This is a genomic window from Pseudomonas sp. GD03842 (assembly GCF_029841165.1).
In the GTDB taxonomy this organism is placed as follows: Bacteria; Pseudomonadota; Gammaproteobacteria; order Pseudomonadales; family Pseudomonadaceae; genus Aquipseudomonas.
On record NZ_JAOCEA010000012.1, the window covers coordinates 176,667 to 198,634 of the forward strand.

The 21,968-nt window shown below is 61.9% G+C and carries 23 protein-coding genes and 1 riboswitch; of the genes, 4 read left to right on the forward strand and 19 right to left on the reverse strand.

Going from position 1 to position 21,968, the window contains the following annotated elements; translation table 11 throughout:
* Positions 1-58: 58 nt before the first annotated feature.
* The 16 genes from N5D61_RS18165 to N5D61_RS18240 form a co-directional block, all read right to left on the reverse strand.
* Complete coding sequence (locus N5D61_RS18165; protein ID WP_279893744.1) at positions 59-790, reverse strand: adenosylcobinamide-GDP ribazoletransferase; 732 nt, start codon at positions 788-790, stop codon at positions 59-61.
* Positions 791-1,363 carry an alpha-ribazole phosphatase family protein gene (gene cobC, locus N5D61_RS18170; protein ID WP_279893745.1) on the reverse strand — a complete coding sequence of 191 codons (573 nt, stop codon included), beginning with the start codon at positions 1,361-1,363 and terminating at the stop codon, positions 791-793.
* The gene (gene cobT, locus N5D61_RS18175; RefSeq protein WP_279893746.1) at positions 1,360-2,412 is read right to left on the reverse strand and encodes a nicotinate-nucleotide--dimethylbenzimidazole phosphoribosyltransferase; all 1,053 of its coding nucleotides are present in this window, start codon (positions 2,410-2,412) and stop codon (positions 1,360-1,362) included. Before cobT ends, cobC begins: the two co-directional genes overlap by 4 nt.
* Positions 2,409-2,930, reverse strand: coding sequence for a bifunctional adenosylcobinamide kinase/adenosylcobinamide-phosphate guanylyltransferase (cobU, locus tag N5D61_RS18180; protein ID WP_279893773.1), 522 nt, complete (start codon positions 2,928-2,930; stop codon positions 2,409-2,411). The genes cobT and cobU overlap by 4 nt, the downstream gene beginning before the upstream one ends.
* Complete coding sequence (locus N5D61_RS18185; protein ID WP_279893774.1) at positions 2,930-4,402, reverse strand: cobyric acid synthase; 1,473 nt, start codon at positions 4,400-4,402, stop codon at positions 2,930-2,932. The genes cobU and N5D61_RS18185 overlap by 1 nt, the downstream gene beginning before the upstream one ends.
* A 2-nt stretch (positions 4,403-4,404) precedes the next feature.
* Positions 4,405-5,409, reverse strand: coding sequence for a threonine-phosphate decarboxylase CobD (gene cobD, locus N5D61_RS18190; protein ID WP_279893747.1), 1,005 nt, complete (start codon positions 5,407-5,409; stop codon positions 4,405-4,407).
* Complete coding sequence (cbiB, locus tag N5D61_RS18195) at positions 5,402-6,310, reverse strand: adenosylcobinamide-phosphate synthase CbiB (protein WP_279893748.1); 909 nt, start codon at positions 6,308-6,310, stop codon at positions 5,402-5,404. The genes cobD and cbiB overlap by 8 nt, the downstream gene beginning before the upstream one ends.
* On the reverse strand, positions 6,307-6,957 hold the full coding sequence (gene bluB / locus N5D61_RS18200) for a 5,6-dimethylbenzimidazole synthase (RefSeq protein ID WP_108237277.1): 651 nt from the start codon (positions 6,955-6,957) through the stop codon (positions 6,307-6,309). The genes cbiB and bluB overlap by 4 nt, the downstream gene beginning before the upstream one ends.
* 32 nt (positions 6,958-6,989) lie before the next feature.
* On the reverse strand, positions 6,990-8,285 hold the full coding sequence (locus tag N5D61_RS18205; RefSeq protein WP_279893749.1) for a cobyrinate a,c-diamide synthase: 1,296 nt from the start codon (positions 8,283-8,285) through the stop codon (positions 6,990-6,992).
* On the reverse strand, positions 8,282-8,893 hold the full coding sequence (gene cobO, locus N5D61_RS18210; RefSeq protein ID WP_279893750.1) for a cob(I)yrinic acid a,c-diamide adenosyltransferase: 612 nt from the start codon (positions 8,891-8,893) through the stop codon (positions 8,282-8,284). The genes N5D61_RS18205 and cobO overlap by 4 nt, the downstream gene beginning before the upstream one ends.
* A gap of 105 nt (positions 8,894-8,998) precedes the next feature.
* Positions 8,999-9,196: riboswitch (cobalamin riboswitch) on the reverse strand.
* A gap of 138 nt (positions 9,197-9,334) precedes the next feature.
* Positions 9,335-9,874 carry a C40 family peptidase gene (locus N5D61_RS18215; protein ID WP_108237325.1) on the reverse strand — a complete coding sequence of 180 codons (540 nt, stop codon included), beginning with the start codon at positions 9,872-9,874 and terminating at the stop codon, positions 9,335-9,337.
* Positions 9,875-10,082: 208 nt separating this feature from the next.
* Positions 10,083-10,772, reverse strand: a complete 690-nt coding sequence (locus N5D61_RS18220) for an NlpC/P60 family protein (RefSeq protein ID WP_108237279.1) — start codon at positions 10,770-10,772, stop codon at positions 10,083-10,085.
* A gap of 66 nt (positions 10,773-10,838) precedes the next feature.
* The gene (locus N5D61_RS18225; RefSeq protein WP_256601705.1) at positions 10,839-11,618 is read right to left on the reverse strand and encodes an NAD-dependent protein deacylase; all 780 of its coding nucleotides are present in this window, start codon (positions 11,616-11,618) and stop codon (positions 10,839-10,841) included.
* 2 nt (positions 11,619-11,620) lie between these two features.
* Positions 11,621-12,325 carry a DnaA regulatory inactivator Hda gene (hda, locus tag N5D61_RS18230; RefSeq protein ID WP_108237280.1) on the reverse strand — a complete coding sequence of 235 codons (705 nt, stop codon included), beginning with the start codon at positions 12,323-12,325 and terminating at the stop codon, positions 11,621-11,623.
* A 307-nt stretch (positions 12,326-12,632) separates the two neighbouring features.
* Positions 12,633-13,706, reverse strand: a complete 1,074-nt coding sequence (locus tag N5D61_RS18235; protein ID WP_108237281.1) for an AI-2E family transporter — start codon at positions 13,704-13,706, stop codon at positions 12,633-12,635.
* A 41-nt stretch (positions 13,707-13,747) separates the two neighbouring features.
* Positions 13,748-14,803, reverse strand: a complete 1,056-nt coding sequence (locus N5D61_RS18240; protein ID WP_279893751.1) for a DUF2066 domain-containing protein — start codon at positions 14,801-14,803, stop codon at positions 13,748-13,750.
* 312 nt (positions 14,804-15,115) lie between these two features.
* Between N5D61_RS18240 and purM the strand changes: the two genes are divergently transcribed.
* The 4 genes from purM to N5D61_RS18260 all read left to right on the forward strand — a co-directional run bounded on the left by purM (position 15,116) and on the right by N5D61_RS18260 (position 18,120).
* On the forward strand, positions 15,116-16,174 hold the full coding sequence (gene purM, locus N5D61_RS18245; RefSeq protein ID WP_108237283.1) for a phosphoribosylformylglycinamidine cyclo-ligase: 1,059 nt from the start codon (positions 15,116-15,118) through the stop codon (positions 16,172-16,174).
* 8 nt (positions 16,175-16,182) lie between these two features.
* Positions 16,183-16,836 (forward strand): phosphoribosylglycinamide formyltransferase, encoded by a 654-nt coding sequence (gene purN, locus N5D61_RS18250; protein WP_279893752.1) that lies wholly within the window; start codon positions 16,183-16,185, stop codon positions 16,834-16,836.
* A 32-nt stretch (positions 16,837-16,868) separates the two neighbouring features.
* Positions 16,869-17,585, forward strand: coding sequence for a DUF3108 domain-containing protein (locus N5D61_RS18255; RefSeq protein ID WP_279893753.1), 717 nt, complete (start codon positions 16,869-16,871; stop codon positions 17,583-17,585).
* 346 nt (positions 17,586-17,931) lie between these two features.
* Positions 17,932-18,120, forward strand: coding sequence for a hypothetical protein (locus N5D61_RS18260; protein ID WP_108237285.1), 189 nt, complete (start codon positions 17,932-17,934; stop codon positions 18,118-18,120).
* Between the two features lie 58 nt (positions 18,121-18,178).
* On the opposite strand, the gene N5D61_RS18265 is transcribed toward N5D61_RS18260, so the two are convergent.
* The 3 genes from N5D61_RS18265 to relA all read right to left on the reverse strand — a co-directional run bounded on the left by N5D61_RS18265 (position 18,179) and on the right by relA (position 21,930).
* A complete protein-coding gene (locus N5D61_RS18265) occupies positions 18,179-18,721 on the reverse strand; it encodes a DUF2058 domain-containing protein (protein ID WP_108237286.1) in 543 nt (180 codons plus the stop codon).
* Between the two features lie 37 nt (positions 18,722-18,758).
* Positions 18,759-19,592 (reverse strand): nucleoside triphosphate pyrophosphohydrolase, encoded by an 834-nt coding sequence (gene mazG / locus N5D61_RS18270; RefSeq protein ID WP_108237287.1) that lies wholly within the window; start codon positions 19,590-19,592, stop codon positions 18,759-18,761.
* Between the two features lie 94 nt (positions 19,593-19,686).
* Positions 19,687-21,930, reverse strand: a complete 2,244-nt coding sequence (gene relA / locus N5D61_RS18275; protein WP_108237288.1) for a GTP diphosphokinase — start codon at positions 21,928-21,930, stop codon at positions 19,687-19,689.
* Between the last annotated feature and the right edge of the window lie 38 nt (positions 21,931-21,968).

Genomic DNA, 21,968 nt, shown 5'->3' on the forward strand with positions numbered 1-21,968 from the left:
CGGAGATGAGCATGGGCGCTTCGCATTGGGCCCGCCTGGCGAGGCTCGGTCCAATGGATCAGCTTAGCGCCAAGGTCACCAGCACCAAGACTTCCAGCAACTCCAGCAGCGCACCGGCGGTGTCGCCCGTGCTGCCCCCCAGGCGCTGAATCATCAGCCGACGCAATCCGAAAAAGCCGGCCGTAGCGATCAAGACGGCCAGCCCCCCTGCGACACCCGCCACCGCGACGCAGCCGACCAGAGAGGCGATGAGGATCTTGATGCCGAGCGGACGTGGCAAATGATCCGCCAGCGCCTGCCCCAATCCTCCGGAACGGACATAAGGCGTATTGAGGAACAATCCCAGCATCGCCGCCCGCCCAAGCACCGGCGCGAGCAACAACCCTATCGACCGATGCGCGTCGATCAACGCCAGGATCGCCGTGAACTTCAACAGCAGCACCACCACCAGCGTCACCACTGCAACCGGCCCGCTGCGCGGGTCCTTCATGATCGCGAGGGTTCGCTCACGGTCACCGAACCCGCCTAGCCAGGCATCGGCGCTGTCCGCCAGGCCATCCAGGTGCAATGCGCCACTGAGCAGCACCCAAGCGGACAACAGCAGGGCGGCATGCAGCAACAGCGGTGCCCCGGTCAATAACAGATTCAGTCCCATCAACATCAGGCCGAACAGGACACCCACCGCGGGATAGAACAACAGTGAGCGCCCCAACTGCTGGGGCGTCGGCATGCCAGGCAGGCGAATGGGCAGGCTGCTCAAAAACTGCAGGGCGATCCAGAACGGCAACATTCACACCTCCGTCAGCGTGCCCTGAGCGTCGACCTGAAGGGAAAAGCGCTCGCCGTGACCCACCACCACCTGCAATAACTGCTCCCGCGGCACGCCGCGGGCCAACGCCAACAGCAAGCGCATGACACCTCCATGACAGATGAGCAGCACCCGTTCGCCCTGGTGCGCCGCGTAAAGCCGTTGGATAGCTTCGGTCACACGTTCGGAAAAAGCTTTTACCGGCTCGCCATTCGGCGGCGTGAAGGTGTAAGGATTTTCCCAAAAAAGGCCAAGACCTTCGGCGTCGGTGGCCATCAACTGGGCCGTGCTCAGACCTTCCCAATCCCCGAAATGCAGCTCCTTGACATCCGCCTCCAGATGCAACGGCACACCGAGTTTCGCGGCCAGGTCCTCTGCGAAGCGCGCGCAGCGTTGCAGCGGCGAGCTGACGATCCGATCCCAATCGCGGCCCACACTCACGGCATCCTGCATTTGCTGCCAACCCAGCGGTGTCAGTGCGTCGTCCAGACTGCCCCGCAGCCCGCCACCGTGCTCGGTCTCACCATGACGCAACAGGTCCAGGTGCAGCGTCATGCCGGTCGATCCGCCACGGCTGCCTCAGCGAAAGTTGCCATGCCGTTGTGCAGCTCACACGCCATGCGCAATAGAGGCGCTGCCAGCGCGGCCCCACTGCCCTCGCCCAATCGCAGGCCCAATTCCAGCAGCGGCTCGGCTTGCAAGGCCTCCAGCACATGGCGATGCCCGGGCTCTGCGCCGCGATGACCGAAAACCAGGGCTTGCCGAGCTGTCGGATTCAACCGCACGGCCACCAATGCAGCGACCGAGCAAATGAAGCCGTCCACCAATGCTGCAACGCCTTCCTGTGCACAGGCCAGGTAAGCGCCGACCAGCGCAGCGATTTCGAACCCGCCGAGCGCACGCAGGCTGCCCAAGGCGTTGCCCGCTTCGGCGGCATGGACCTGCAGCGCTCGCTCGATCACCTGCGCCTTATGCAGCACGCCTTCGCTGTCGAGCCCGGTACCAGGGCCTACCAGCGCCGAGGCCGGGCAGTTCAGCAATGAGCAGGCCACTGCGCTGGCGGACGTGGTGTTGCCGATGCCCATTTCGCCGCCGATGAACAGTTCGGCACCGGCGGCCTTGGCCCGCAACACACTGTCACGGCCGGCACTCAGGGCGCTCTCCAACTGGGTGGGAGTCAACGCTTCGCGCTGGACAAAATTGGCCGTTCCAGGCCCCAGGTTCAAGTGCCGTACCCCCGGCAGACTCACGCTGGAAACCGTGCCCAGATCCACGACATCCAATTGCGCCGACAGATGCCGGGCCAGTACGCTGATCGCGGCGCCGCCCGTGATGAAGTTATGCAGCATCTGCCCGGTGACTTCTTGCGGATAGGCCGAAACGCCTTCTGCGACCACACCGTGGTCCCCTGCAAAAATGCCGATCCATACGTGATCGACCTTGGGCTTTGCCCTGCCCTGAATGGCGGCCAGTTGCACGGCGAGGGCTTCAAGTTGGCCCAATGACCCGGCGGGCTTGGTCAACTGCTGCTGTCGGGCCAATGCCTCCTCGCGAATGGCCGGATCGGGTTGGGGAGCGGGTACGAGCCACCAGGCTTTACTCATAGTGCGGATCCTTTCAAGGTCATGGGCAGCCCTGCGACAGTGAACACCACGCGCTGGCAACGTTCGGCCAGCGCCTGATGCAACCACCCGGCCTCATCGACGTAACGACGGGTCAGCTCACCAAGCGGCACCACGCCAAGCCCGGTTTCGTTGCTGACGAAAATGATGTGGCCCGGCAACGCGGCCAGGCCCTCCAGTAATGCGTCGCGCTCCTGAGCCAGTCGCTGCGGATCATCCAGCATCAGCAGGTTGGTGAGCCACAGCGTCAGGCAGTCCACCAGCAAGCAATGCTCTGGGCTAGCGTTCTCCTTCAATACGCGGGCCAGTTCGAGCGGCTCCTCCACCAGCCCCCAGCTCGCGGGGCGGCGCTGACGGTGCAGCGCCACTCGTGCATTCATTTCACCGTCCAGCGGCTGGCTGGTAGCGATGTACACGACGTCAAGCCCGCTATCGACGGCCAGTTTTTCCGCCAGTCGACTCTTGCCGGAACGTGCACCCCCGAGGATAAGCTCCTGCATCATGCCGCCTCCACACCGCAGAGTTCACGCAGCAATGTGCCATCCAGGTGCTTGTCCACCAGATCCGCCAGGCGCTCGATGTCACGCTCGCGCAGGCCGTGATAATCGACCGGCTGCACGTCCTGCAGGCCCGCCCAACGTAACAAGGCGCTGCTGGACGCCGCGTGTTCGAACAGCCCATGCAGATAGGTTCCAAGCACCTGGCCATCGGCACTTATCGCGCCGTCGCAACGGCCATCGCTGAGTTGCACCAAGGGGGCCTCCAGCGCTGGCCCCTGTGTCACGCCCGCGTGAATCTCGTAACCCACGACGTCCGCTCCCTCAAGGAGCAAACGCCCCTTGACGTTGCGTAGCTGCTTTTCCTTTTCCAGCACGGTACTGAGGGCCAACAAACCCATCCCGGGGCTCGATCCAGCCGGGCCCTCCAACCCCAACGGATCGTGCAGGTGTTCACCCAGCATTTGCAGCCCGCCGCAGATGCCCAATACTTTGCCGCCATAACGCAGGTGGCGTTGAATGGCGGTGTCCCAGCCGTTAAGGCGCAGATAGGTCAGGTCGCTGCGCACGCTCTTGGAGCCCGGCAGGATGATCAGGTCAGCGGCGGGAATGGGCTGGCCGGGGCCAACGAACTGCAGGTTCACCTGCGGATGCAGGCGCAACGGGTCGAAATCAGTGTGGTTGCTGATGCGCGGAAGGACCGGCACCACGACATTGAGCACACGTTCGGCCTTGTCGATCTGGCGTCGATCGAGGCCATCCTCAGCCTCCAGATGCAAATCCATGACATAAGGCAACACGCCTACCACCGGTTTGCCGGTGCGCGCTTCCAGCCAATCGAGGCCCGGTTGCAGCAAGGCGATGTCCCCTCGAAAACGGTTGATGACGAAACCCTTGACCCGAGCCTGCTCGCTCGGCGATAGCAATTCCAGCGTGCCCACTAAATGGGCGAAAACACCGCCGCGATTGATGTCGGCCACCAGCAACACCGGGCAATCGACGGCTTCGGCGAAACCCATGTTGGCAATGTCGCCTGCGCGCAGGTTGATTTCCGCTGGCGACCCGGCGCCTTCCACCATCACCACCGCGCCGGTTTCGCTCAAGCGCCGATGTGAAGCGAGCACCGCCTGCATCGCGATGACCTTGTAATCGTGATACGCCACCGCGTTCATGGTGGTGACGGCGCGACCGTGAATGATCACCTGCGCGCCAGTGTCGCTGTTGGGTTTGAGCAGCACGGGGTTCATGTCGGTGTGAGGTTCCAGGCCACAGGCCTGGGCCTGGACGGCTTGCGCGCGGCCGATTTCGCCGCCGTCGGCGGTGACGGCACTGTTGAGTGCCATGTTTTGCGGCTTGAAGGGCACGGTCCGAACGCCTTGACGGGTCAACCAGCGGCACAACGCGGTCACCAGCGTGCTCTTTCCAGCGTCCGATGTGGTGCCTTGCACCATCAACGTTCGCCCAGTGCGGGAAATAGTCATGCACGCTCCTGGGTAAATTCGCACAACGCTTGTTCCAGGCGTGTCCAATCGGACTCGTCCCGCGGCAGACCGAATCGCAGGCTGCTGTTGTGCGGGCCATCATTCAAGAAAATGCGCAAGAGAATGCCCCGCTGGGCACAGAACTCATAGAGCTCGGTCGCCCGCGCAGTAACCAGCCATTGGAACAGTGCGCAACCCCCTTGAGGCGCCCAGCCAAAGTGCGTCAGCAGCGCCACCAGCCGTCGGGAAGCGAACTCGGTGCGCTCGCGCTGCACACGATGCCCGTCGAGGTCCTCAAGGCATGCCTGCCCCAGCACCCTCGCAGGGCCACTGACCGACCAGGGCCCGATCTGCCGGGCAAGTGTTTTGAGAAAGCGCGATTCGGCGAGCACGAACCCCAGACGAACACCGGCCAGCCCAAAGAACTTGCCGAACGAACGCAGGACGATCAAGCCCGGACGCTGCGTCTCTGCCGCCAGGCTCAGCCCCGGCGTGTTATCCATGAAGGCTTCGTCGACCACCAGCCACCCACCGCGCTGTGCCAGACGCGCGTGCCACTCCAGCAGACGCGCCGGAGGCACGCTCAGGCCAGTGGGGTTGTTGGGGTTCACCACCACCAGCACGTCAAGGACGTCGATGAAGCGGTCGACCTCGTGCTCCAGCACTTCACGCACCAGAAATCCGGTGCTGCGCCACGCCTCGGCGTGTTCGGCATAGCACGGCGAGAGAACGCCAACCTTGCCTGCCTGACGCAGACGCGGCAGCGCCTGGATCGCGGCTTGGGAGCCAGCCACGGGCAGCACGTCAGGTGCGCCATAATAAGCGCGAGCCGCGTCTTCCAGACCGTCCTCGGTTTCCGGCAAACGCGCCCACGCCGCGGCCGGAATCGGCGGAATCGGCCATGACCATGGGGAGATGCCACTGGAAAGATCGAGCCAGTCCGCTTGATCGATCCCGTACTTCGCGACTGCGCCGCGCAAGCGCCCACCGTGCTCAAGCATAGAATTCAGCTCCCAGACACAGCACCAGTAACCACAGCCAGACCCCACGTTGTACCAGGCTCCAGCCACGATCGATGGCATCGGCATCGGCGGCAGCGCCTTCGCCCAACGTTGGCCGCTGATGCAGCTCGCCATGATAAATCGCAGCGCCTCCCAATTCGACGCCCAGTGCACCGGCCCCCGCCGCCATCACAGGACCGGCATTGGGGCTGTCCCATTTTGGCGCCTGAGTGCGCCAGCAGCGCAGCGCCAGACGGGTCTTGCCCAACAACGCGTAAGTCAGGGCCACCAAGCGCGCGGGAAGGTAGTTGAGCAGGTCGTCGATTTTTGCCGCCGCCCAGCCAAACCGTTCGAAGCGCTCGTTGCGATAGCCCCACATGGCATCCAGGGTATTGCTCAACCGGTACAGGACCACCCCAGGCGCACCGAGCACCGCGAACCAGAAGATCGCCGCGAACACCGCATCACTGCCATTTTCCAATACCGACTCAGTGGCTGCGCGGGCCACTTCGGTGGCGTCCAACTCTGACGTCTGGCGGCTCACCAGGTAACCCACGCGTTGGCGGGCCGCTTCGATGTCGTCGCCTCGCAGCGCCTGTGCCACGGGTTCGACATGTTCGCCGAGGCTACGTAGGCCAAGGGCGCAGTACAACGCTGCCACCTCGACCAGCCAGCCAACGTACGGCAGCACGCTGAGCAGCGTCACCAGAAGGGTCAATGGCACGACCGCTAGAAACCAGGCGGTGACGCCGTGGCTGCGCCAACCACGACCGCCGGAATTGAAGCGTTGCTCAAGGCGCTCGGCGTATCGACCAAACGCAACCAGCGGGTGATTACGTTTCGGCTCGCCCAGCAACGCGTCCAGTGCCACCCCGGCGACACTCAACAGGGCCACGCTCATGACTTCACCCCCCAGGTGTTATCAAAAACCAATTCCTGCAGCGGACGCGCTTGCGCCCAGCCTTCCAATACCAGCATCGGCGCCGGGTAAAACGCCTCGACCGGCCCCAGACAGAGAATGGCCAACGGTTTCGATCCGGTCGGCATGTGCAACAGGTCGGCCAGCGCCGCCGGGTCAAACAACGATACCCAGCCCATGCCCAGCCCTTCGGCGCGAGCCGCCAGCCACAGGTTCTGGATGGCGCAGGACAGCGAAGCCATGTCCATTTCCGGCAAGGTACGACGGCCGAAAATGTGCTTCTCACGGTCGTCCATCAGGGCTGCGACGAGCACTTCGGCGCAGTCGTTGATGCCCTCGACCTTGAGCTTCATGAAATCATCGGAACGTTCGCCCAGCGCTTCCGCCGTGCGCAGCCGTTCCTCTTCGACGAGTGCTTGAATCTGCCCACGCAACGCGCGATCACTGATGCGGATAAAACGCCAAGGCTGCATCAGGCCGACACTGGGCGCGTGGTGGGCCGCTTCAAGCAAGCGGGCCAACAGCGCCGGCGCGACCTCGCCGCCGCTGAAATGACGCATGTCGCGACGCTCGGCGATGGCCCGGTAGACCGCCGCGCGCTCCTGCTCGCTGAAAGCCGGGTCAGTCATGGCGCCCTCAAGCGGGCGTGGTGGATGGACCGTCATGGCAAGAACAGCGCCGCCATCGCCTGTGGGTTGGAAGGGAAATAGAAATGCACGTAGGACGCGGTCATCCGTCCATCGCGGTACACCGCTTCCGCGCCGCGCCCACCATTGGGGCTGATGCCACGGGTGATCGGCACCTGCTCGGTGCTGGTCAGCGAGTGGTGATAGGTGTGCCCGCGCAATACGCCTTCCGGTAGCTCTACCGACTGCAGCGCCAAGGCTGCAAGACGCTTTTGCATCACCGCCTCGCCATCGAGCAAGCCGACGAGTTCGGCACGCAGCCCTTGCACGTCGGTCAGTGCGTTGAGCAGATACAACATGCCACCGCACTCGGCCAACAACGGTTTGCCCGCAGCATGATGGGCACGAATGGCCTGAAGCATCGGCCGGTTCTGCCCCAATGCAAGATGGTGCAGTTCGGGGTAGCCCCCAGGCAGGTACAGGCTGTCGGCCTCCGGCAACTGCGAATCATGGATCGGCGAGAAAAACGACAATTCGGCGCCCATTGCCCGCAGCAGATCGAGGCTGGCACCGTAAATGAACGCAAAGGCCTCGTCACGGGCGACGGCGATCCGCACGCCCGTCAACAACGGCGCTGCCGCGACGAACTCAGGGGCCTCGAAAGTGACGGCGGGCGGCAGGGTTGCATCACAGGTTTCGGCCAGTGCTGCTGCAGCAGCATCCAGCCGCATGTCCAGATCGTTGAGTTCGCTGGCTTGAACCAGCCCGAGATGACGACTCGGCAGCTCAATCGCGGTCTCGCGAGACAGCGCCCCGTACCAGCGCAGCCCTTCGGTCAGGCTGCCTTCGAGCAACTGAGCATGACGCACCGTGCCGACGCGGTTGGCCAGCACGCCTGCGAATGGCAGGTCCGGTTGATAGCGCGCCAGCCCCAATGCCAGTGCACCGAAGGTTTGAGCCATGGCCGTGCCGTCGATGACCGCCAGCACCGGCACGCCGAAACGCCTGGCCAGATCGGCACTGGAGGGCGTGCCGTCAAAAAGCCCCATCACGCCCTCGATCAAAATCAGATCCGCTTCGGCGGCAGCTTCCCACAGCAAACGGCGGCTCTCGGCTTCGCCCACCATCCACATGTCCAGTTGATACACGGGATGACCGCTGGCGCGTTCGAGAATCATCGGATCGAGAAAGTCCGGCCCGCACTTGAACACGCGCACGTCGCGGCCCTGGTTGCGATGAAGGCGAGCGAGCGCTGCGGTGACGGTGGTCTTGCCCTGGCCAGAAGCGGGTGCGGCGATCAGAACAGCGGGGCACTGACGGGGCTCTGTCACCACTCGATACCCTTCTGCGCCTTGATTCCGGCCTGGAAGGCATGCTTCATCACGCCGATCTCGGACACGGTGTCGGACAAATCGATCAGCTCCTGCTTGGCACCTCGGCCCGTGATGATCACGTGCTGCATGGACGGACGGGCCTGTACGTCACTGAGTACCTGGTCCAGTTCGAGGTAGCCGTGTTTGAGGGCAATGTTCAATTCGTCGAGAATCACCAGGCCGATCGCGGGGTCCCGCAGCAGCGTCTGGCTCACCGCCCAGGCGGCCTGCGCAGCGGCGATATCACGCTGGCGATCCTGCGTTTCCCAGGTGAAGCCTTCGCCCATGACGTGGTAGTGCACTTGTTCGGGAAAGCGGCGGAAGAACAGCTCTTCCCCGGTGGCGTTGCGACCCTTGATGAATTGCACGACACCGCATTGCATACCGTGGCCCATGGCACGCGCCAGCATGCCGAACGCCGAGCTGCTCTTGCCTTTGCCGTTACCGGTCAGTACCAGTACCAGGCCACACTCATTGGGCGCACTGGCAATGCGTTCGTCCATCACCGCCTTTTTGCGCTGCATGCGCGCCAGGTGGCGTTCGTCACGTTCGGGGGATTCGCTCATCTCAGCTCTCCGCTTGAGGGCAGGTGTGGCAAACGGAGAACACGCGCAATGACTGGCGGCAGGCATCGAAACGAATCGAGCCTGCGCAGAGCATCGCCCTCCGTGATGCTGTGGAATGGATCAGGCCGGTCTCCGGACTCATGAAAAACCACGCGCCTTCCCATGTCCTTCGGACACAGTGGCATTGTGCGGGCCTTGGCTCATTTACCGTTGCGGAGGCAGTGCCGGGATGGATCGCAGAGCGTTCGCACCGGCTTCCCTGTTTCACCCGTGTTCTCGGGCACCTGAAACAATCGGCGAAGGTTAGAGGGTTGACTACGGAGCGTCAATCAAAGCGTCGTGCGTCTGTCGCTGAAAGCCGCTGGCTTGGGCATCCCCTGTCGGCACCAGGCCGGCCTGCTGCTGGCGCAACAGCAAACCGACACAGTGCACTTGAGCAGCTCAGTTACTGCGCGCCAGGTTCGAAGGCTGGATCACCCGTTTGGCGTTCAGCCAGGCCTTCTGCCAATACGGCTTGTCGAGGCTGTCGAGCTTGACCGTGCCACCGGTGGCCGGCGCATGAACGAACCGCCCCTCACCGACATAGATACCGGCGTGGCTCACGTTCGACCCGCCGTTGGTGGCAAAAAATACCAAATCCCCTGTTTGTAGCTGGCTGCGATCGATGTCCGGGCCCCGCAGGCTGATCATCTCGCGCGTCGACCTCGGCAACAGGATCCCCGCGGCATCGCGGTAGACATAGCCGATCAGGCCGCTGCAATCGAAGCCGGAATCAGGCGTGTTGCCACCCCAGCGGTACGGTGTCCCCACCAGCCCAATGGCGCGCAACAAGACGTCATCAGCGACAGGCGAAGAAAATTGAGAGGGAGCGGAAACCACAGGCCGGGAAACGACCTTCGGTGGAGAGGGCGGAGGATGGCTGGAGCACGCTGCCAGTAATACCGCCAAAGAAGCTACAGCCAGACGAACCGTATACGACATAAACACAACAACCTTCATAGGATGCGGCTTGCTCTGCCGGGAGCCGGGTTCATTCAAGACTGCGCAGAATCGGCTGCGTTCGGTGCCAGCCCGGTAAAACAGCAAAAAAACCGGGGCCGAACATCCAAACCCGGCCCTTTCGCCTGTCTTGCCTTGCCAAACCCGTATCGCGACGTTTCACAGTCCGGGCCAAACCCGGTAACAACGGTTATTTACGATGTTGGCGCTTGATTGTAGTCGAGGTCATCGCAGTCGTCGTTTCAGGCACATGGGAAGGTGCCATGGCCAACGCACGCTTGGCTTCGATGAACGTCCGAGCCCAGTACGCATCGTCGAGGCTGTCGACGCGTACACCGCCACTGCGACGGCTGCTGGAATGAATGAACTGGTCATCACCCAGGTAGATACCCGCGTGGCTCACACGACCACGGCCAGCGGTGCTGAAGAACAGCAGATCACCAGGCTTGAGGTCGTTGCGTTTGACCAGAGGGGCATCGATGTTGATCATCTCGCGAGAAGAGCGTGGCAGGCTCATGCCTGCTTCTTCACGGAACAGATAACCGATGAAGCCGCTGCAATCGAAGCCGGAGGCGGTCGAGGTGCCGCCGAACCGGTAACGGGTGCCGATCAGCGACTTGCCACGTTCCAGAATACTGTCGGCCAGCAGGGGCAATTGATAAGGTTTGTTGTCGGCAAACTGCGCCAGCTCGTCTTCGGTGGCGATTTCGTCATCCAGGGCGGATGCCGAATACCCAGCGCGGTTGGCGGTTTGAGCGGTGGCAGAGTCCTTGAACGGTGGAATCTGCGCCTGCTGTTGCGATGCTGGCATCTGGGCCGCGCAGCCGAACAGCAGGGTCACGAGTGCGAGAGGCACGAGGGGTGCGAAGCGATTCAGCATGGGCACGACCGTGGCTAAGGTGTAAAGAAGCCGAGACTATGCCTTCAATCGTCGTCATTTGCAAATTCAATCGAAACAAATGTGACTTGCCAGTGTCCCCATCACATCTAAGGCTCGGCACCTCATAACAGCGTCCATGTGCCTGGAGTGATCGGTCGGCGAAGGGTTGATCTCAGCGGTAAAGCCTCCCGTAATTCGCGTTCGCACCAGCGGCTCGTGAATGTACGGGAAACTGGCCGTGGTTCCAACACTGAGTACAGCGTCAAAGCCTTTTGCCATCTCTGCATACAGCACATTCAATGCCAGCTCCGGCAACATCTCCTCGAACAAGACGACCGGCGGTCTGAGGACACCCTCACAATGCGCGCACAACGGCGGCAGCGCACGTTGCAAGTGAGCGCTCAGCTCCGGGTCCTGCGCGCCGCAGGACTGACAGTAGAGCGGTGCGATCTGCCCATGAATCTCGATCAACCGTTCGGGCGGGCTGCCCGCCGCCCGATGGTAACCGTCAACGTTCTGAGTCAGCACCCAGCATTCCGGCTTATATCGCTGCAGTTGTGCGATCGCAAAATGCGCCGCATTGGGCTGTCCACCCAGGCAAGCGCTACCTAATTGGGCAATGTATTTCCAGCACAGGGCAGGATCACGTCGCAGCATCGGCCCGGAAAGCGCCCTTTCGATCGGCAGCCCATCGTCGGTCTGGCCGTTGTACAAGCCGCCAACACCACGATAGGTCGGCAGACCCGAATCCGCCGACAACCCGGCGCCCGTGATGATCAGGATGCGGTCCGCGCGGCGCAGGGCGGCGACCGTCTGCTGCACCACCGCCGGGTCCACCTCTGGCAGCGTCACCAGCCGAGCGTTTCTTTAAGGAAGGGGATGGTCAGCTTCCGCTGAGCCTGCAGCGAGGCCTGATCGAGTTGCTCGAGGAGATCGAACAACGCGCTCATGCTGCGCTTGCCTCGAGTCAGAATGAAATGCCCGACTTCATCCGTCAGGTGCAAACCGCGGCGAGACGCGCGCAATTGCAGCGCACGAAGCTTCTCTTCGTCGGACAGCAGCCGCATTTGAAAGACCAGTGCCATCGTCAGGCGCGATTTGAGGTCTGCCAATTTGACCGGCAGCTCCCGTGGCGAACAGGACGCCGCGATCAGCAGGCGTCGACCACTGTCGCGCAGGCGATTGAACAGGTGGAAAAGGGCTTCCTCCCATTCGGGCTTGCCCGCCACGACCTGAAGATCGTCAAGACAGACCAGTTCGTACTGCTCAAGGTGATCGAACAGCTCGACGCCCTCTTCCAGCAGCTCGGCCATCGGCAGGTAGACGGCCGGTTCGCCCAATTGCTTGAAGCGCAGGCAGGCAGCCTGCAGCAGGTGTGTGCGCCCTACCCCGTTCTTGCCCCACAGATAGATGAGGCTCTCGGTCCACCCGGCATCGGCCTCGCACAGGCGCTCGACGTAGCCGAGTGCAGCGGCATTGGCGCCTGGGTAGTAATTGATGAAGGTGGCGTCATCACGCAGACGCACACTCAGGGGCAGCTGAACTGGTTTCATGCTGGCTGACCGGTTCGATGACGAACCGCCAAGGGGCCTCTGTGTAAAGTGTGCAAAGTTTATACCCGAGAGGCCAGCCGCACAATCCGCCAGTCGGCCTGCAAAATCAACGAGTTGCATCCGCTCCCGGCAAGACGCCGGATTCGGCGCCATGACAGGTGACCCAATGCGCCTGCTCTTACGGTTCACGGTCAGATCACGAAAGGGGGCAGGTCGACTCCGGCATGCGGCCTCGTTGCCACAGGCTTGTGATCGACCCGCCCCGCCCTTTAGCCCTCTCATTTCACTGCAAGCGAGCATCGGTCCCTTATAGCTCAGGATCCTCCATGCCACCGTAGATGTCCGAATCCTTGTACAGGTCGTGTACGTGCCGTACCAGAACCATGATCACCGCGGCAACCGGCAGCGCGAGGAGAATGCCGGTGAAACCGAACAACTCTCCGCCCGCCAGAATCGCGAAAATGACCGCCACAGGGTGCAGACCGATACGGTCGCCCACCAGCAGCGGTGTGAGGACCATGCCTTCGAGCGCCTGCCCCACCATGAACACGGCCACGATGCCCAGCATCGGATACAGGTCGCCGCCGAACTGAAAGAAGCCCGCCAGGATCGCCGACCCGATACCGATCACGAACCCCATATAAGGCACGATGGCGGCCAGCCCGGCGATCACGCCGATCAGCAGGCCCAGCTCGAGACCGACCAGCATCAGGCCGGCCGCGTAAATGACCCCCAGTGCGACCATTACCAGCAGTTGCCCGCGAATGAACGCGCCTAGCACTTCGTGGCATTCGTCAGCCAGGGCTACGATCTTCTTCTCACGATGACGCGGCAGCAGACTGCGAACCTTGGCCATCATCACATCCCAGTCCCGCAAGAGGTAGAAGCAGACCACCGGGATCAGCACCAGGTTGGTCAACCAGCCAATCAGCGCAAGCGTCGATGTGGTGGCCTGGGCCAGGACGATTCCGACGATGTCACCGGTCTGCCCCATGTGCTCGGAAATCGCCGCCTTGACCTTGTCGAACTTCCAGAACCCTTCCGCCAGTCCCAGCTTGGCCTGCACCCAGGGCAATGCCGTGTGTTGCAACCAGTCCAGTATCTGCGGCGCCAGCTCGTAGAGCCGATAGAGCTGCTTGGCGAGCATTGGCACCAACACCAGCAGCAAGCCCATGAAGATGAGTGTGAACAGGACGAAAACCGTCACCACCGCCCATGTCCGGGACATCTTGAGTTTTTCCAGCCGATCGGCCAGAGGGTCGCCCATGTAAGCCAACAGCAGCGCCACCAGAAACGGCGAAAGAATGGCATGCAACAGCCAGACGAACAGGCACAGCAGGACCACCCCGCCCAGCCAGAACCAACGACGCGTATCAATCATTACCGACCCTCGATCCATTCATGGTGCATCGTCTCATTCACTTACCAACGAAAATGCAGCGTTTGCGCTGCGGTCGGGACGGGCACCGGCGCGGCTCCGCCCGCAGGGACTTGCCCTGCATCGACGGGGGTCGGGCTCAGCTCGCCCGCGGGGACTTCCTGCAATTTGGCCAACGCCAATTGCGAACGCAGTTGGTCCGCGCTGCCGCTGACATCGAACACGACCTTGTCGCCTTGCGCCGACTTCAGACGCCCGCCGAAGGGCTCCAGCAAGCGACCCAACTGCGCGTAACGCTCCAGCGTCATACCCTGCACTTCCAGCGCCATGCCCGACGAGGCCCCCGGCTTGACCACGAAACGGGGGGCCAGCCGCTGACTCACCGCCAGCAACACCGCATCGGCCAGGTCGGCAGAGGACGCAGCCGATGCGCTGCCTTGCTCCATCTTGTCGCCTAGCCACAGATGCCATTTGCCCTGCCACTGTTCACCATTCTGCTGGGCATGAACGGCAAGGATCGCATCGGAACCGTAACGCTCGGAGGCCTGTTTCAACGGCGTCACGTCGTTGCCATCGAGGGTCTTGGCATTGCCAATGCCCTGCTCGCCCAGATCAGCCAGCGGCAAACGCAGCGGCAAGCCACGGTGCTGGGCCGCGCGGCGCAGAGGTTCGGCAGTCGCCTGACCATCGCCCACCAGGTTCGCGCCATCGGTTGCATCGTTCAGCCACCAGGCCATGATCACCGGGCGGTTGGAGCCCCACAGGGCAAGCCCTGCCTGGCGTAGGGCGCGGTCGGTGCTGGCCGGGTCAAAATCCACCTGCAGCGACTCAGGGGGACCGGCGTCGTAACCGAACTGGCTGATGATCTGCTGCGGATCCTTGCGTACATCTGCCAGACCTGCGCCCTGGGCGGCCTTCGCATCCCCCGTCAGACGAATGACCAGGGTTTCCAGCGCAGCCTGGGTGGCGCGGGCTTTTTCATCGGGGGTCTGACCGCTGACCGGCTCACGCACCTGGTACAGATTGTTCACCGTCTCGGCCAGGGCCGGGAGGCTGATGAGGGACAGACAACCTATCAACAGGCAGTTCTTCAGGCGCATAAAAATTCCCACGAAGCAAAAGGTGCAGCCTATAAATAGCTGCGTGAAAAATGACTCGCTCGACTCAGACCGCAACGCCGCCCGAATCGCTCACTCTGGGGATGAACTTACACCTTTTATCGCGGCCGACGAACGGCTGAAGCCTGAACGACCGCGTTATTTTTTCTGATCGAGGCCCTGCCTGTCGGGCCAAGGATGGCCGGTGGAGTCCAACCCTGATAAAATCGCGCGCCTTCGCAGACCGGCGATGACACAGCCACGAGCCGTCTCCACCCCGGTCGTTACCCCGAATCCCCCCTAAAGGCCTGGATAATGAGCAAGCAACCCTCCCTGAGCTACAAAGACGCCGGTGTAGACATCGACGCCGGTGAAGCATTGGTCGAACGCATCAAGGGCGTGGCCAAGCGCACCAAGCGCCCGGAAGTGATGGGCGGCCTGGGCGGGTTCGGCGCGCTGTGCGAAATTCCTGCCGGCTACAAACAACCCGTGCTGGTGTCCGGCACCGACGGCGTCGGCACCAAGCTGCGCCTGGCCCTGAACCTCAACAAGCACGACAGCATCGGCATCGATCTGGTCGCCATGTGCGTGAACGATCTGGTGGTGTGCGGCGCCGAGCCTCTGTTCTTCCTGGATTACTACGCCACCGGCAAACTGAACGTCGACACCGCGGCTCAGGTCGTGACCGGCATCGGTGCAGGCTGCGAACTGGCGGGTTGCTCGCTTGTCGGCGGTGAGACCGCTGAAATGCCTGGCATGTACGAAGGCGAAGACTACGACCTGGCCGGCTTCTGTGTCGGCGTGGTTGAAAAGGCCGAAATCATCGATGGCTCGAAAGTCGCCAGCGGAGACGCGTTGATTGCGCTGCCATCGTCCGGCCCACACTCCAACGGCTATTCGCTGATTCGCAAGATCATCGAAGTCGCGGGTGCCGACATCGAAAACATTCAACTGGACGGCAAACCTCTGACCGACCTGCTGATGGCGCCGACTCGCATCTACGTCAAGCCGTTGCTCAAGCTGATCAAGGACACCGGTGCCGTGAAGGCCATGGCCCACATCACCGGTGGCGGTCTGCTGGACAACATCCCGCGCGTGCTGCCTGAGGGCGCCCAGGCGGTCATCGACGTGGCGAGCTGGACCCGCCCTGCGGTGTTCGATTGGCTGCAAGAGAAAGGCAACGTCGACGAGCACGAAATGCACCGCGTCCTGAATTGCGGCGTGGGTATGGTCATCTGCGTTGCACAGGAACACGTCGAAGCGTCGCTGAACGCGCTGCGTGACGCGGGCGAGCAGCCATGGGTGATCGGGCAGATCGGCGTTGCGGCCGATGGTGCTCCACAGGTCGAGCTGAAAAACGTCAAGGCGCATTGATGCCCGACATGCCCCAACCCTGTGATGTAGTGGTGCTGCTGTCCGGCACCGGCGGTAACCTGCAAGCGATGATCGACAGCTTTCAGGACAGTTCGAGCCCGGCTCGCATCTGCGCGGTGATTTCCAACCGCGCCGATGCCTTCGGCCTGGAGCGGGCTCGAAACGCAGGCATCGCGACCCGCGTTCTGGAGCACACCGCCTATGAGGGTCGCGAGGCCTTCGACACCGCGCTGGTCGAACTGATCGACTCGTTTGCGCCGAAGCTGGTGGTCCTTGCTGGCTTCATGCGCATCCTCACTCCGGGCTTCGTGCGCCATTACCACGGACGCTTGCTGAACATACATCCGTCATTGCTTCCGCGTTACAAAGGCTTGCACACCCACCAGCGGGTGCTGGAGGCTGGCGACACCGAGCATGGGTGCAGCGTGCACTTCGTCACCGAGGAACTCGATGGTGGGCCTCTGGTCGTACAAGCTGTTATTTCGGTACAGTTGCACGACACGCCTGCCACGCTGGCGCAACGGGTTCACACCCAGGAACACCTGATTTACCCGCTGGCCATCCGCTGGTTCGCCGAGGGCCGCCTGGCCTTGGACGTATCGGGTGCTTCACTGGACGGGCAGCCCCTGGGGCCAAGCGGTCATGTGATTCGGGCCGTCTAAGTCGGCCCTTCCATTCAAAGACAGGAGATACCATGCGTCGTGCTTTGCTCTTCGCTTTCGCTCTGCTCGCACTTCCTACGGTTCACGCGGCAGACCCTCAACCGTTCTCCGCGAGCTACACCGCCGATTTCAAACAACTACCTGTAGGGGGCGGCAGCGCCACCCGCAGCCTGGAAAAGAACGCCGACGGCACCTGGACCTTGAACTTCCAGGCGTCAATGATGATTGCCAGCCTGACCGAAGTCAGCACCTTCAAGGCTGACAAGGGCACGCTGTTGCCGCAGACCTACCACTTCGAACGTGGCGGCCTGGGCAAGAGCAAGACCGTCGATCTGGTGTTCGACTGGTCCACCAAGTTCGTCACGGGCACCGATCGCAAAGGCCCGATCAAGATCCCACTGAATACCGGGATTCTTGACAAGTCCACGTACCAGTTGGCGCTGCAGAACGATGTCGCCGCGGGCAAGAAGACCATGAGCTACCAAGTGGTCGACGGTGACGAAACGGACACCTATGATTTCCGCGTCCTGGGCACCGAAAAAGTCGACACCAAGGTGGGTTCGGTCGATGCCATCAAGGTCGAGCGCGTGCGCGACCCGACTCAGACCAAGCGTATTACGGTGATGTGGTTCGCCAAGAACTACGACTACCTGCTGGTCCGCCTGCAACAGGTCGAGACCGACGGTAAGGAATACAACATCATGCTACAAGACGGCACCGTGAACGGTAAGTCGGTGAAAGGCAGCTGATCGCAGCGCCTGTAGACGCCTCTGAACCCCGCTACGGCGGGGTTTTTTGTGCCCTGACCCTTCGAAATAACGCGCTCGGGACCTGCCCAATCCGCGGTCGAAGGGCTGAAGCCTTCGTAGCGGTTCGCCTGTGGTCCTGGCCAGCAAAAAATGAAACATTCTTCATCCCGCCTTCCGTGTGCGACAAATCGCCACAGCACCTTGCAAAACAGCGATTTACCCACTCTTACGAATTTCGCAAAAAACCTTTACAGAAAACGAACGTTTACTTAGCAAGCTACGGAAATTTATAAAGAAGTCACTGCGACGTCCTGCCGCAGATATCCAAGAGTCAGGAGTTTTCGATATGACGGTAACGGTTACTGAACGCGACGAAGCCCACAAATCACACGAAAGCATTGCCGACGGCATTCAGATCTGGGATGTGCGACAGCAGGGTGAGCTGGTTGGGATGTTCCATCAAGAATCGGACGCGCAGAGCTATGCCGCAGAACTCGCGGCTCTAGAGGCCAAGAAGGCCGAAAGCATGCAATAACGGAATCGCAGCAAAACAAAACCCGCCTTGGCGGGTTTTGTCATTCAGGGGTAGCGGATTACCACATCAGATCGTCGGGGATCTTGTAAGCCGCGTACGGATCGTCGGCATCCGGCTCTTCGGTGGTCTCGCTGAGCAGCACGATACGCCGAGGATCACGCTCCTGAACCTTCAACGCCGCCTCACGCGGGATGACCTCATAGGTGCCACCGTGGTGCACGATCGCCAGCGAGCCGTTGCTGAGCTTGCTGCGCATCAGAGCGTTGACGGAAATACGCTTGACCTTCTTGTCGTCGGCAAAGTTGAAGTAATCCTCGGTGGTCAGCTTCGGTAGCCGGGTGGCCTCGATCAATTGCTTGACCTGAGCGGCACGGGCTTTCTGCTCGGCTTTTTCCTGCTGCTGACGGTTCAGTTCCTGATCGCGCTTGGCTTTCTCAGCCATGGCTTCCTGGGCTGCGCGCTGATGAGTGTCATCCGCCACTGCCTGACCCTTGTGTACGAGGCGCTGCTCTTTCTGCTTGCTCTTGGCGACCTGTTTGGCCTGCTTCTCATTGACCAGACCGGCTTTGAGCAGTTGGTCACGAAGGGATATACCCGCCATTGATGTTCTCTCTCTGACTTCTTGCTAAACCGACGACTCAACCGCAGTCGGGCGTGTTCTTTTCCTGACGCTTGGCTTGACCCCAGAGCGCGTCCATTTCTTCGAGACTGCAATCTTCGATGGGACGCCCCGCCTCGCGCAAGGCTGTTTCGATAAAACGAAAGCGCCGCTCGAATTTGCCGTTGGCGGCGCGCAATGACTGTTCCGGATCGACCTTGAGATGACGTGCCAGGTTGACCACGACGAACAGCAGGTCACCCACCTCCTCCTCGATGGCTTCGCTGTCGTTGTCGGCCATGGCCTGAAGTACTTCGTCGAGCTCCTCACGCACTTTGTCGATCACCGGCAGCGCTTCGGGCCAGTCAAAGCCGACCTGAGCCGCGCGCTTCTGCAATTTGGCGGCCCTCGACAGCGCAGGCAGGACATTCGGCACATCGTCGAGCAGGGAGAGCTGCTCCGGCACATGCGCTTTCCCGGCTCGCTCTTCGGCCTTGATTTCCTCCCAGCGATGCTTGACCTGATCCTCGCTCAAGCGCGGCGTTTCCAGCGGGGCGTAGAGATCGCCCGTGGGAAAGACATGGGGATGGCGACGGATCAGCTTGCGAGTAATGCCGTCGACCACACCGTCGAAGGCGAAACGGCCCTCTTCCCGAGCCAACTGGCAGTAATACACCACCTGAAACAACAGGTCGCCCAGCTCACCCCGCAAGTCATCGTAATCCTCACGCTCGATGGCGTCGGCCACTTCATAGGCCTCTTCGAGGGTGTGCGGGACGATGGTCGCGTAACGCTGCTTCACATCCCATGGGCAGCCATATTGCGGATCGCGCAGGCGGGCCATGAGGTGCAGCAGATCATCTAGCTTGTACATGGATTTCCTTGGATCAGAGCGGCAAGCGACACACCACAACCTTCAGGCAGTCTGTGGACGCCTTGAGGCCTGTGGTGTGCCGCTCTCGTTGCTGTCAGGGCGTGCGGTTACGCCGCGTCTCGATGATGTTCGGCAACTGCGAGATGCGCCCCAGCAAGCGTCCCAGCGCATCCAGCCCGGGAATCTCGATGGTCAGCGACATCAATGCGGTGTTGTCTTCCTTGTTCGAACGGGTGTTGACCGCCAGCACGTTGATGCGCTCGTTGAGCAACACCTGAGACACGTCACGCAGCAGCCCCGAGCGGTCGTACGCCCGAATGATGATATCCACCGGATAGGTGAGCACCGGCACCGGCCCCCAACTGACCTGAATGATGCGCTCCGGCTCGCGTCCGGCCAGTTGCAGCACCGACGCGCAGTCCTGGCGGTGAATGCTCACGCCACGCCCTTGAGTGATGTACCCGACGATGGCATCGCCCGGCAGCGGCTGGCAGCAGCCCGCCATCTGGGTCATCAGATTGCCCACGCCCTGGATCTGGATGTCGCCGCGCTTGCCGGGTTTGTAACCCGAGGCCTTGCGCGGGATCAGCTCCAACTGCTCGTTGCCCCGCTCTGGCTCGACCAACTGTTGCGCCAGGTTCACCAACTGCGCCAGGCGTAGATCCCCCGCCCCCAGAGAGGCAAACATGTCTTCGGCGGTTTTCATGTTGGCCTTTTCCGCCAACCGTTCGAAGTCCACCTGTGGCAACGCCAGGCGAAGCAACTCGCGCTCCAGCAGCACCTTGCCCGCCGCCACGTTCTGGTCGCGCGCCTGCAACTTGAACCAGTGGACGATCTTGGCCCTCGCCCGCGAGGTGGTGATGTACCCCAGGTTCGAGTTCAACCAGTCGCGGCTCGGCGTACCGTGCTTGCTGGTGATGATCTCGACCTGCTCACCGGTCTGCAGGCTGTAGTTCAGCGGCACGATGCGCCCATTGATCTTGGCGCCCCGGCAGTTGTGGCCGATTTCGGTGTGCACGCGATAGGCGAAGTCCAGCGGCGTTGCCCCCTTGGGCAGGTCGATTGCATGCCCGTCCGGGGTAAAGACGTAGACCCGGTCCGGCTCAATGTCGACCCGCAGCTGCTCGGCCAGTCCCCCGATGTCCCCCAGTTCTTCGTGCCATTCCAGCACCTGACGCAGCCAGGAGATCTTTTCTTCGTAATGGTTGGAACTGGACTTGACGTCCGTGCCCTTGTAGCGCCAGTGAGCACAAACCCCCAGCTCGGCTTCCTCATGCATGGCGTGGGTGCGGATCTGCACTTCCAGCACCTTGCCTTCAGGGCCGATCACTGCGGTGTGCAGCGAGCGGTAGCCGTTCTCCTTGGGGTTGGCGATGTAGTCGTCGAACTCCTTGGGAATGTGCCGCCACAGCGTGTGGACGATACCCAACGCGGTGTAGCAGTCGCGCATCTCCGGCACCAGCACCCGCACTGCCCGCACATCGTAGATCTGGCTGAATTCCAGCCCTTTGCGCTGCATTTTGCGCCAGATCGAGTAAATGTGTTTGGCCCGACCGCTGATATCCGCCTTGACACCGGTCGCCAGCAACTCGTTTTCCAGCTGAGACATCACGTCGGTAATGAAACGCTCCCGATCGAGGCGACGCTCGTGGAGCAACTTGGCGATCTGCTTGTACTGTTCGGGTTCGAGGTACCGGAAGGACAGGTCTTCCAGTTCCCATTTGATGTGACCGATCCCGAGACGATGGGCAAGGGGGGCGTAGATGTCGAAGACTTCGCGAGCGACACGATTGCGCTTTTCGTCGCTGGCGTTTTTCACCGCACGGATGGCGCAGGTCCGCTCGGCAAGCTTGATCAACGCGACGCGCACGTCGTCGACCATGGCCACCAGCATCTTGCGCAGGTTCTCGACCTGCACCTGGCTACCCAGCACCAGGGACTGACGCGGGCTGAGGCTGGCGCTGATCGCCGCCATGCGCAGCACGCCATCGATCAGTTTGGTGACCGTCGGGCCGAAACGCTGACTGACATCGGGCAGCGAAATCTTGTTCTCACGCACGCCGCGGTAGATCACCGCCGCGATGAGCGAATCCTGATCGAGCTTGAGGTCGGCCAGAATTTCCGCGATTTCCAGCCCCGTCTGAAAGCTCGACGTGCCTTCTGCCCAGAGGTTCTTGGCGGCGTTGTCCTGCTGCTCGGCCAACCGCGCGAACTCGCAGGCCTCCTTTAGCGCCTGTCGGTCCACTGCGAGGTCGACGCTGACCACATGATCGAGCCATGCGTCGAGGTTGATACTGCCGTCGGTGTTTATCGGCTGGTGTGCTCTCACCTGTACCATGTTGCTTACCTTCCCTACGGCGCGATGAAATGCGCCAT

Bases quoted from the DNA above. Each gene is read 5' to 3' on its own strand.
- N5D61_RS18260 (WP_108237285.1), top strand. From the start codon at position 17,932: ATGACGGTAACGGTTACTGAACGCGACGAAGCCCACAAATCACACGAA.
- cobD (WP_279893747.1), bottom strand. From the start codon at position 5,409: ATGCTTGAGCACGGTGGGCGCTTGCGCGGCGCAGTCGCGAAGTACGGG.
- bluB (WP_108237277.1), bottom strand. From the start codon at position 6,957: ATGACTGACCCGGCTTTCAGCGAGCAGGAGCGCGCGGCGGTCTACCGG.
- cobO (WP_279893750.1), bottom strand. From the start codon at position 8,893: ATGAGCGAATCCCCCGAACGTGACGAACGCCACCTGGCGCGCATGCAG.
- cobT (WP_279893746.1), bottom strand. From the start codon at position 2,412: ATGAGTAAAGCCTGGTGGCTCGTACCCGCTCCCCAACCCGATCCGGCC.
- N5D61_RS18265 (WP_108237286.1), bottom strand. From the start codon at position 18,721: ATGGCGGGTATATCCCTTCGTGACCAACTGCTCAAAGCCGGTCTGGTC.
- N5D61_RS18165 (WP_279893744.1), bottom strand. From the start codon at position 790: ATGTTGCCGTTCTGGATCGCCCTGCAGTTTTTGAGCAGCCTGCCCATT.
- cbiB (WP_279893748.1), bottom strand. From the start codon at position 6,310: ATGAGCGTGGCCCTGTTGAGTGTCGCCGGGGTGGCACTGGACGCGTTG.
- cobU (WP_279893773.1), bottom strand. From the start codon at position 2,930: ATGCAGGAGCTTATCCTCGGGGGTGCACGTTCCGGCAAGAGTCGACTG.
- cobC (WP_279893745.1), bottom strand. From the start codon at position 1,363: ATGACGCTGCACCTGGACCTGTTGCGTCATGGTGAGACCGAGCACGGT.
- N5D61_RS18255 (WP_279893753.1), top strand. From the start codon at position 16,869: ATGCGTCGTGCTTTGCTCTTCGCTTTCGCTCTGCTCGCACTTCCTACG.
- purN (WP_279893752.1), top strand. From the start codon at position 16,183: ATGCCCCAACCCTGTGATGTAGTGGTGCTGCTGTCCGGCACCGGCGGT.
- N5D61_RS18235 (WP_108237281.1), bottom strand. From the start codon at position 13,706: ATGATTGATACGCGTCGTTGGTTCTGGCTGGGCGGGGTGGTCCTGCTG.
- N5D61_RS18215 (WP_108237325.1), bottom strand. From the start codon at position 9,874: ATGTCGTATACGGTTCGTCTGGCTGTAGCTTCTTTGGCGGTATTACTG.
- N5D61_RS18220 (WP_108237279.1), bottom strand. From the start codon at position 10,772: ATGCTGAATCGCTTCGCACCCCTCGTGCCTCTCGCACTCGTGACCCTG.
- relA (WP_108237288.1), bottom strand. From the start codon at position 21,930: ATGGTACAGGTGAGAGCACACCAGCCGATAAACACCGACGGCAGTATC.
- mazG (WP_108237287.1), bottom strand. From the start codon at position 19,592: ATGTACAAGCTAGATGATCTGCTGCACCTCATGGCCCGCCTGCGCGAT.
- purM (WP_108237283.1), top strand. From the start codon at position 15,116: ATGAGCAAGCAACCCTCCCTGAGCTACAAAGACGCCGGTGTAGACATC.
- hda (WP_108237280.1), bottom strand. From the start codon at position 12,325: ATGAAACCAGTTCAGCTGCCCCTGAGTGTGCGTCTGCGTGATGACGCC.
- N5D61_RS18240 (WP_279893751.1), bottom strand. From the start codon at position 14,803: ATGCGCCTGAAGAACTGCCTGTTGATAGGTTGTCTGTCCCTCATCAGC.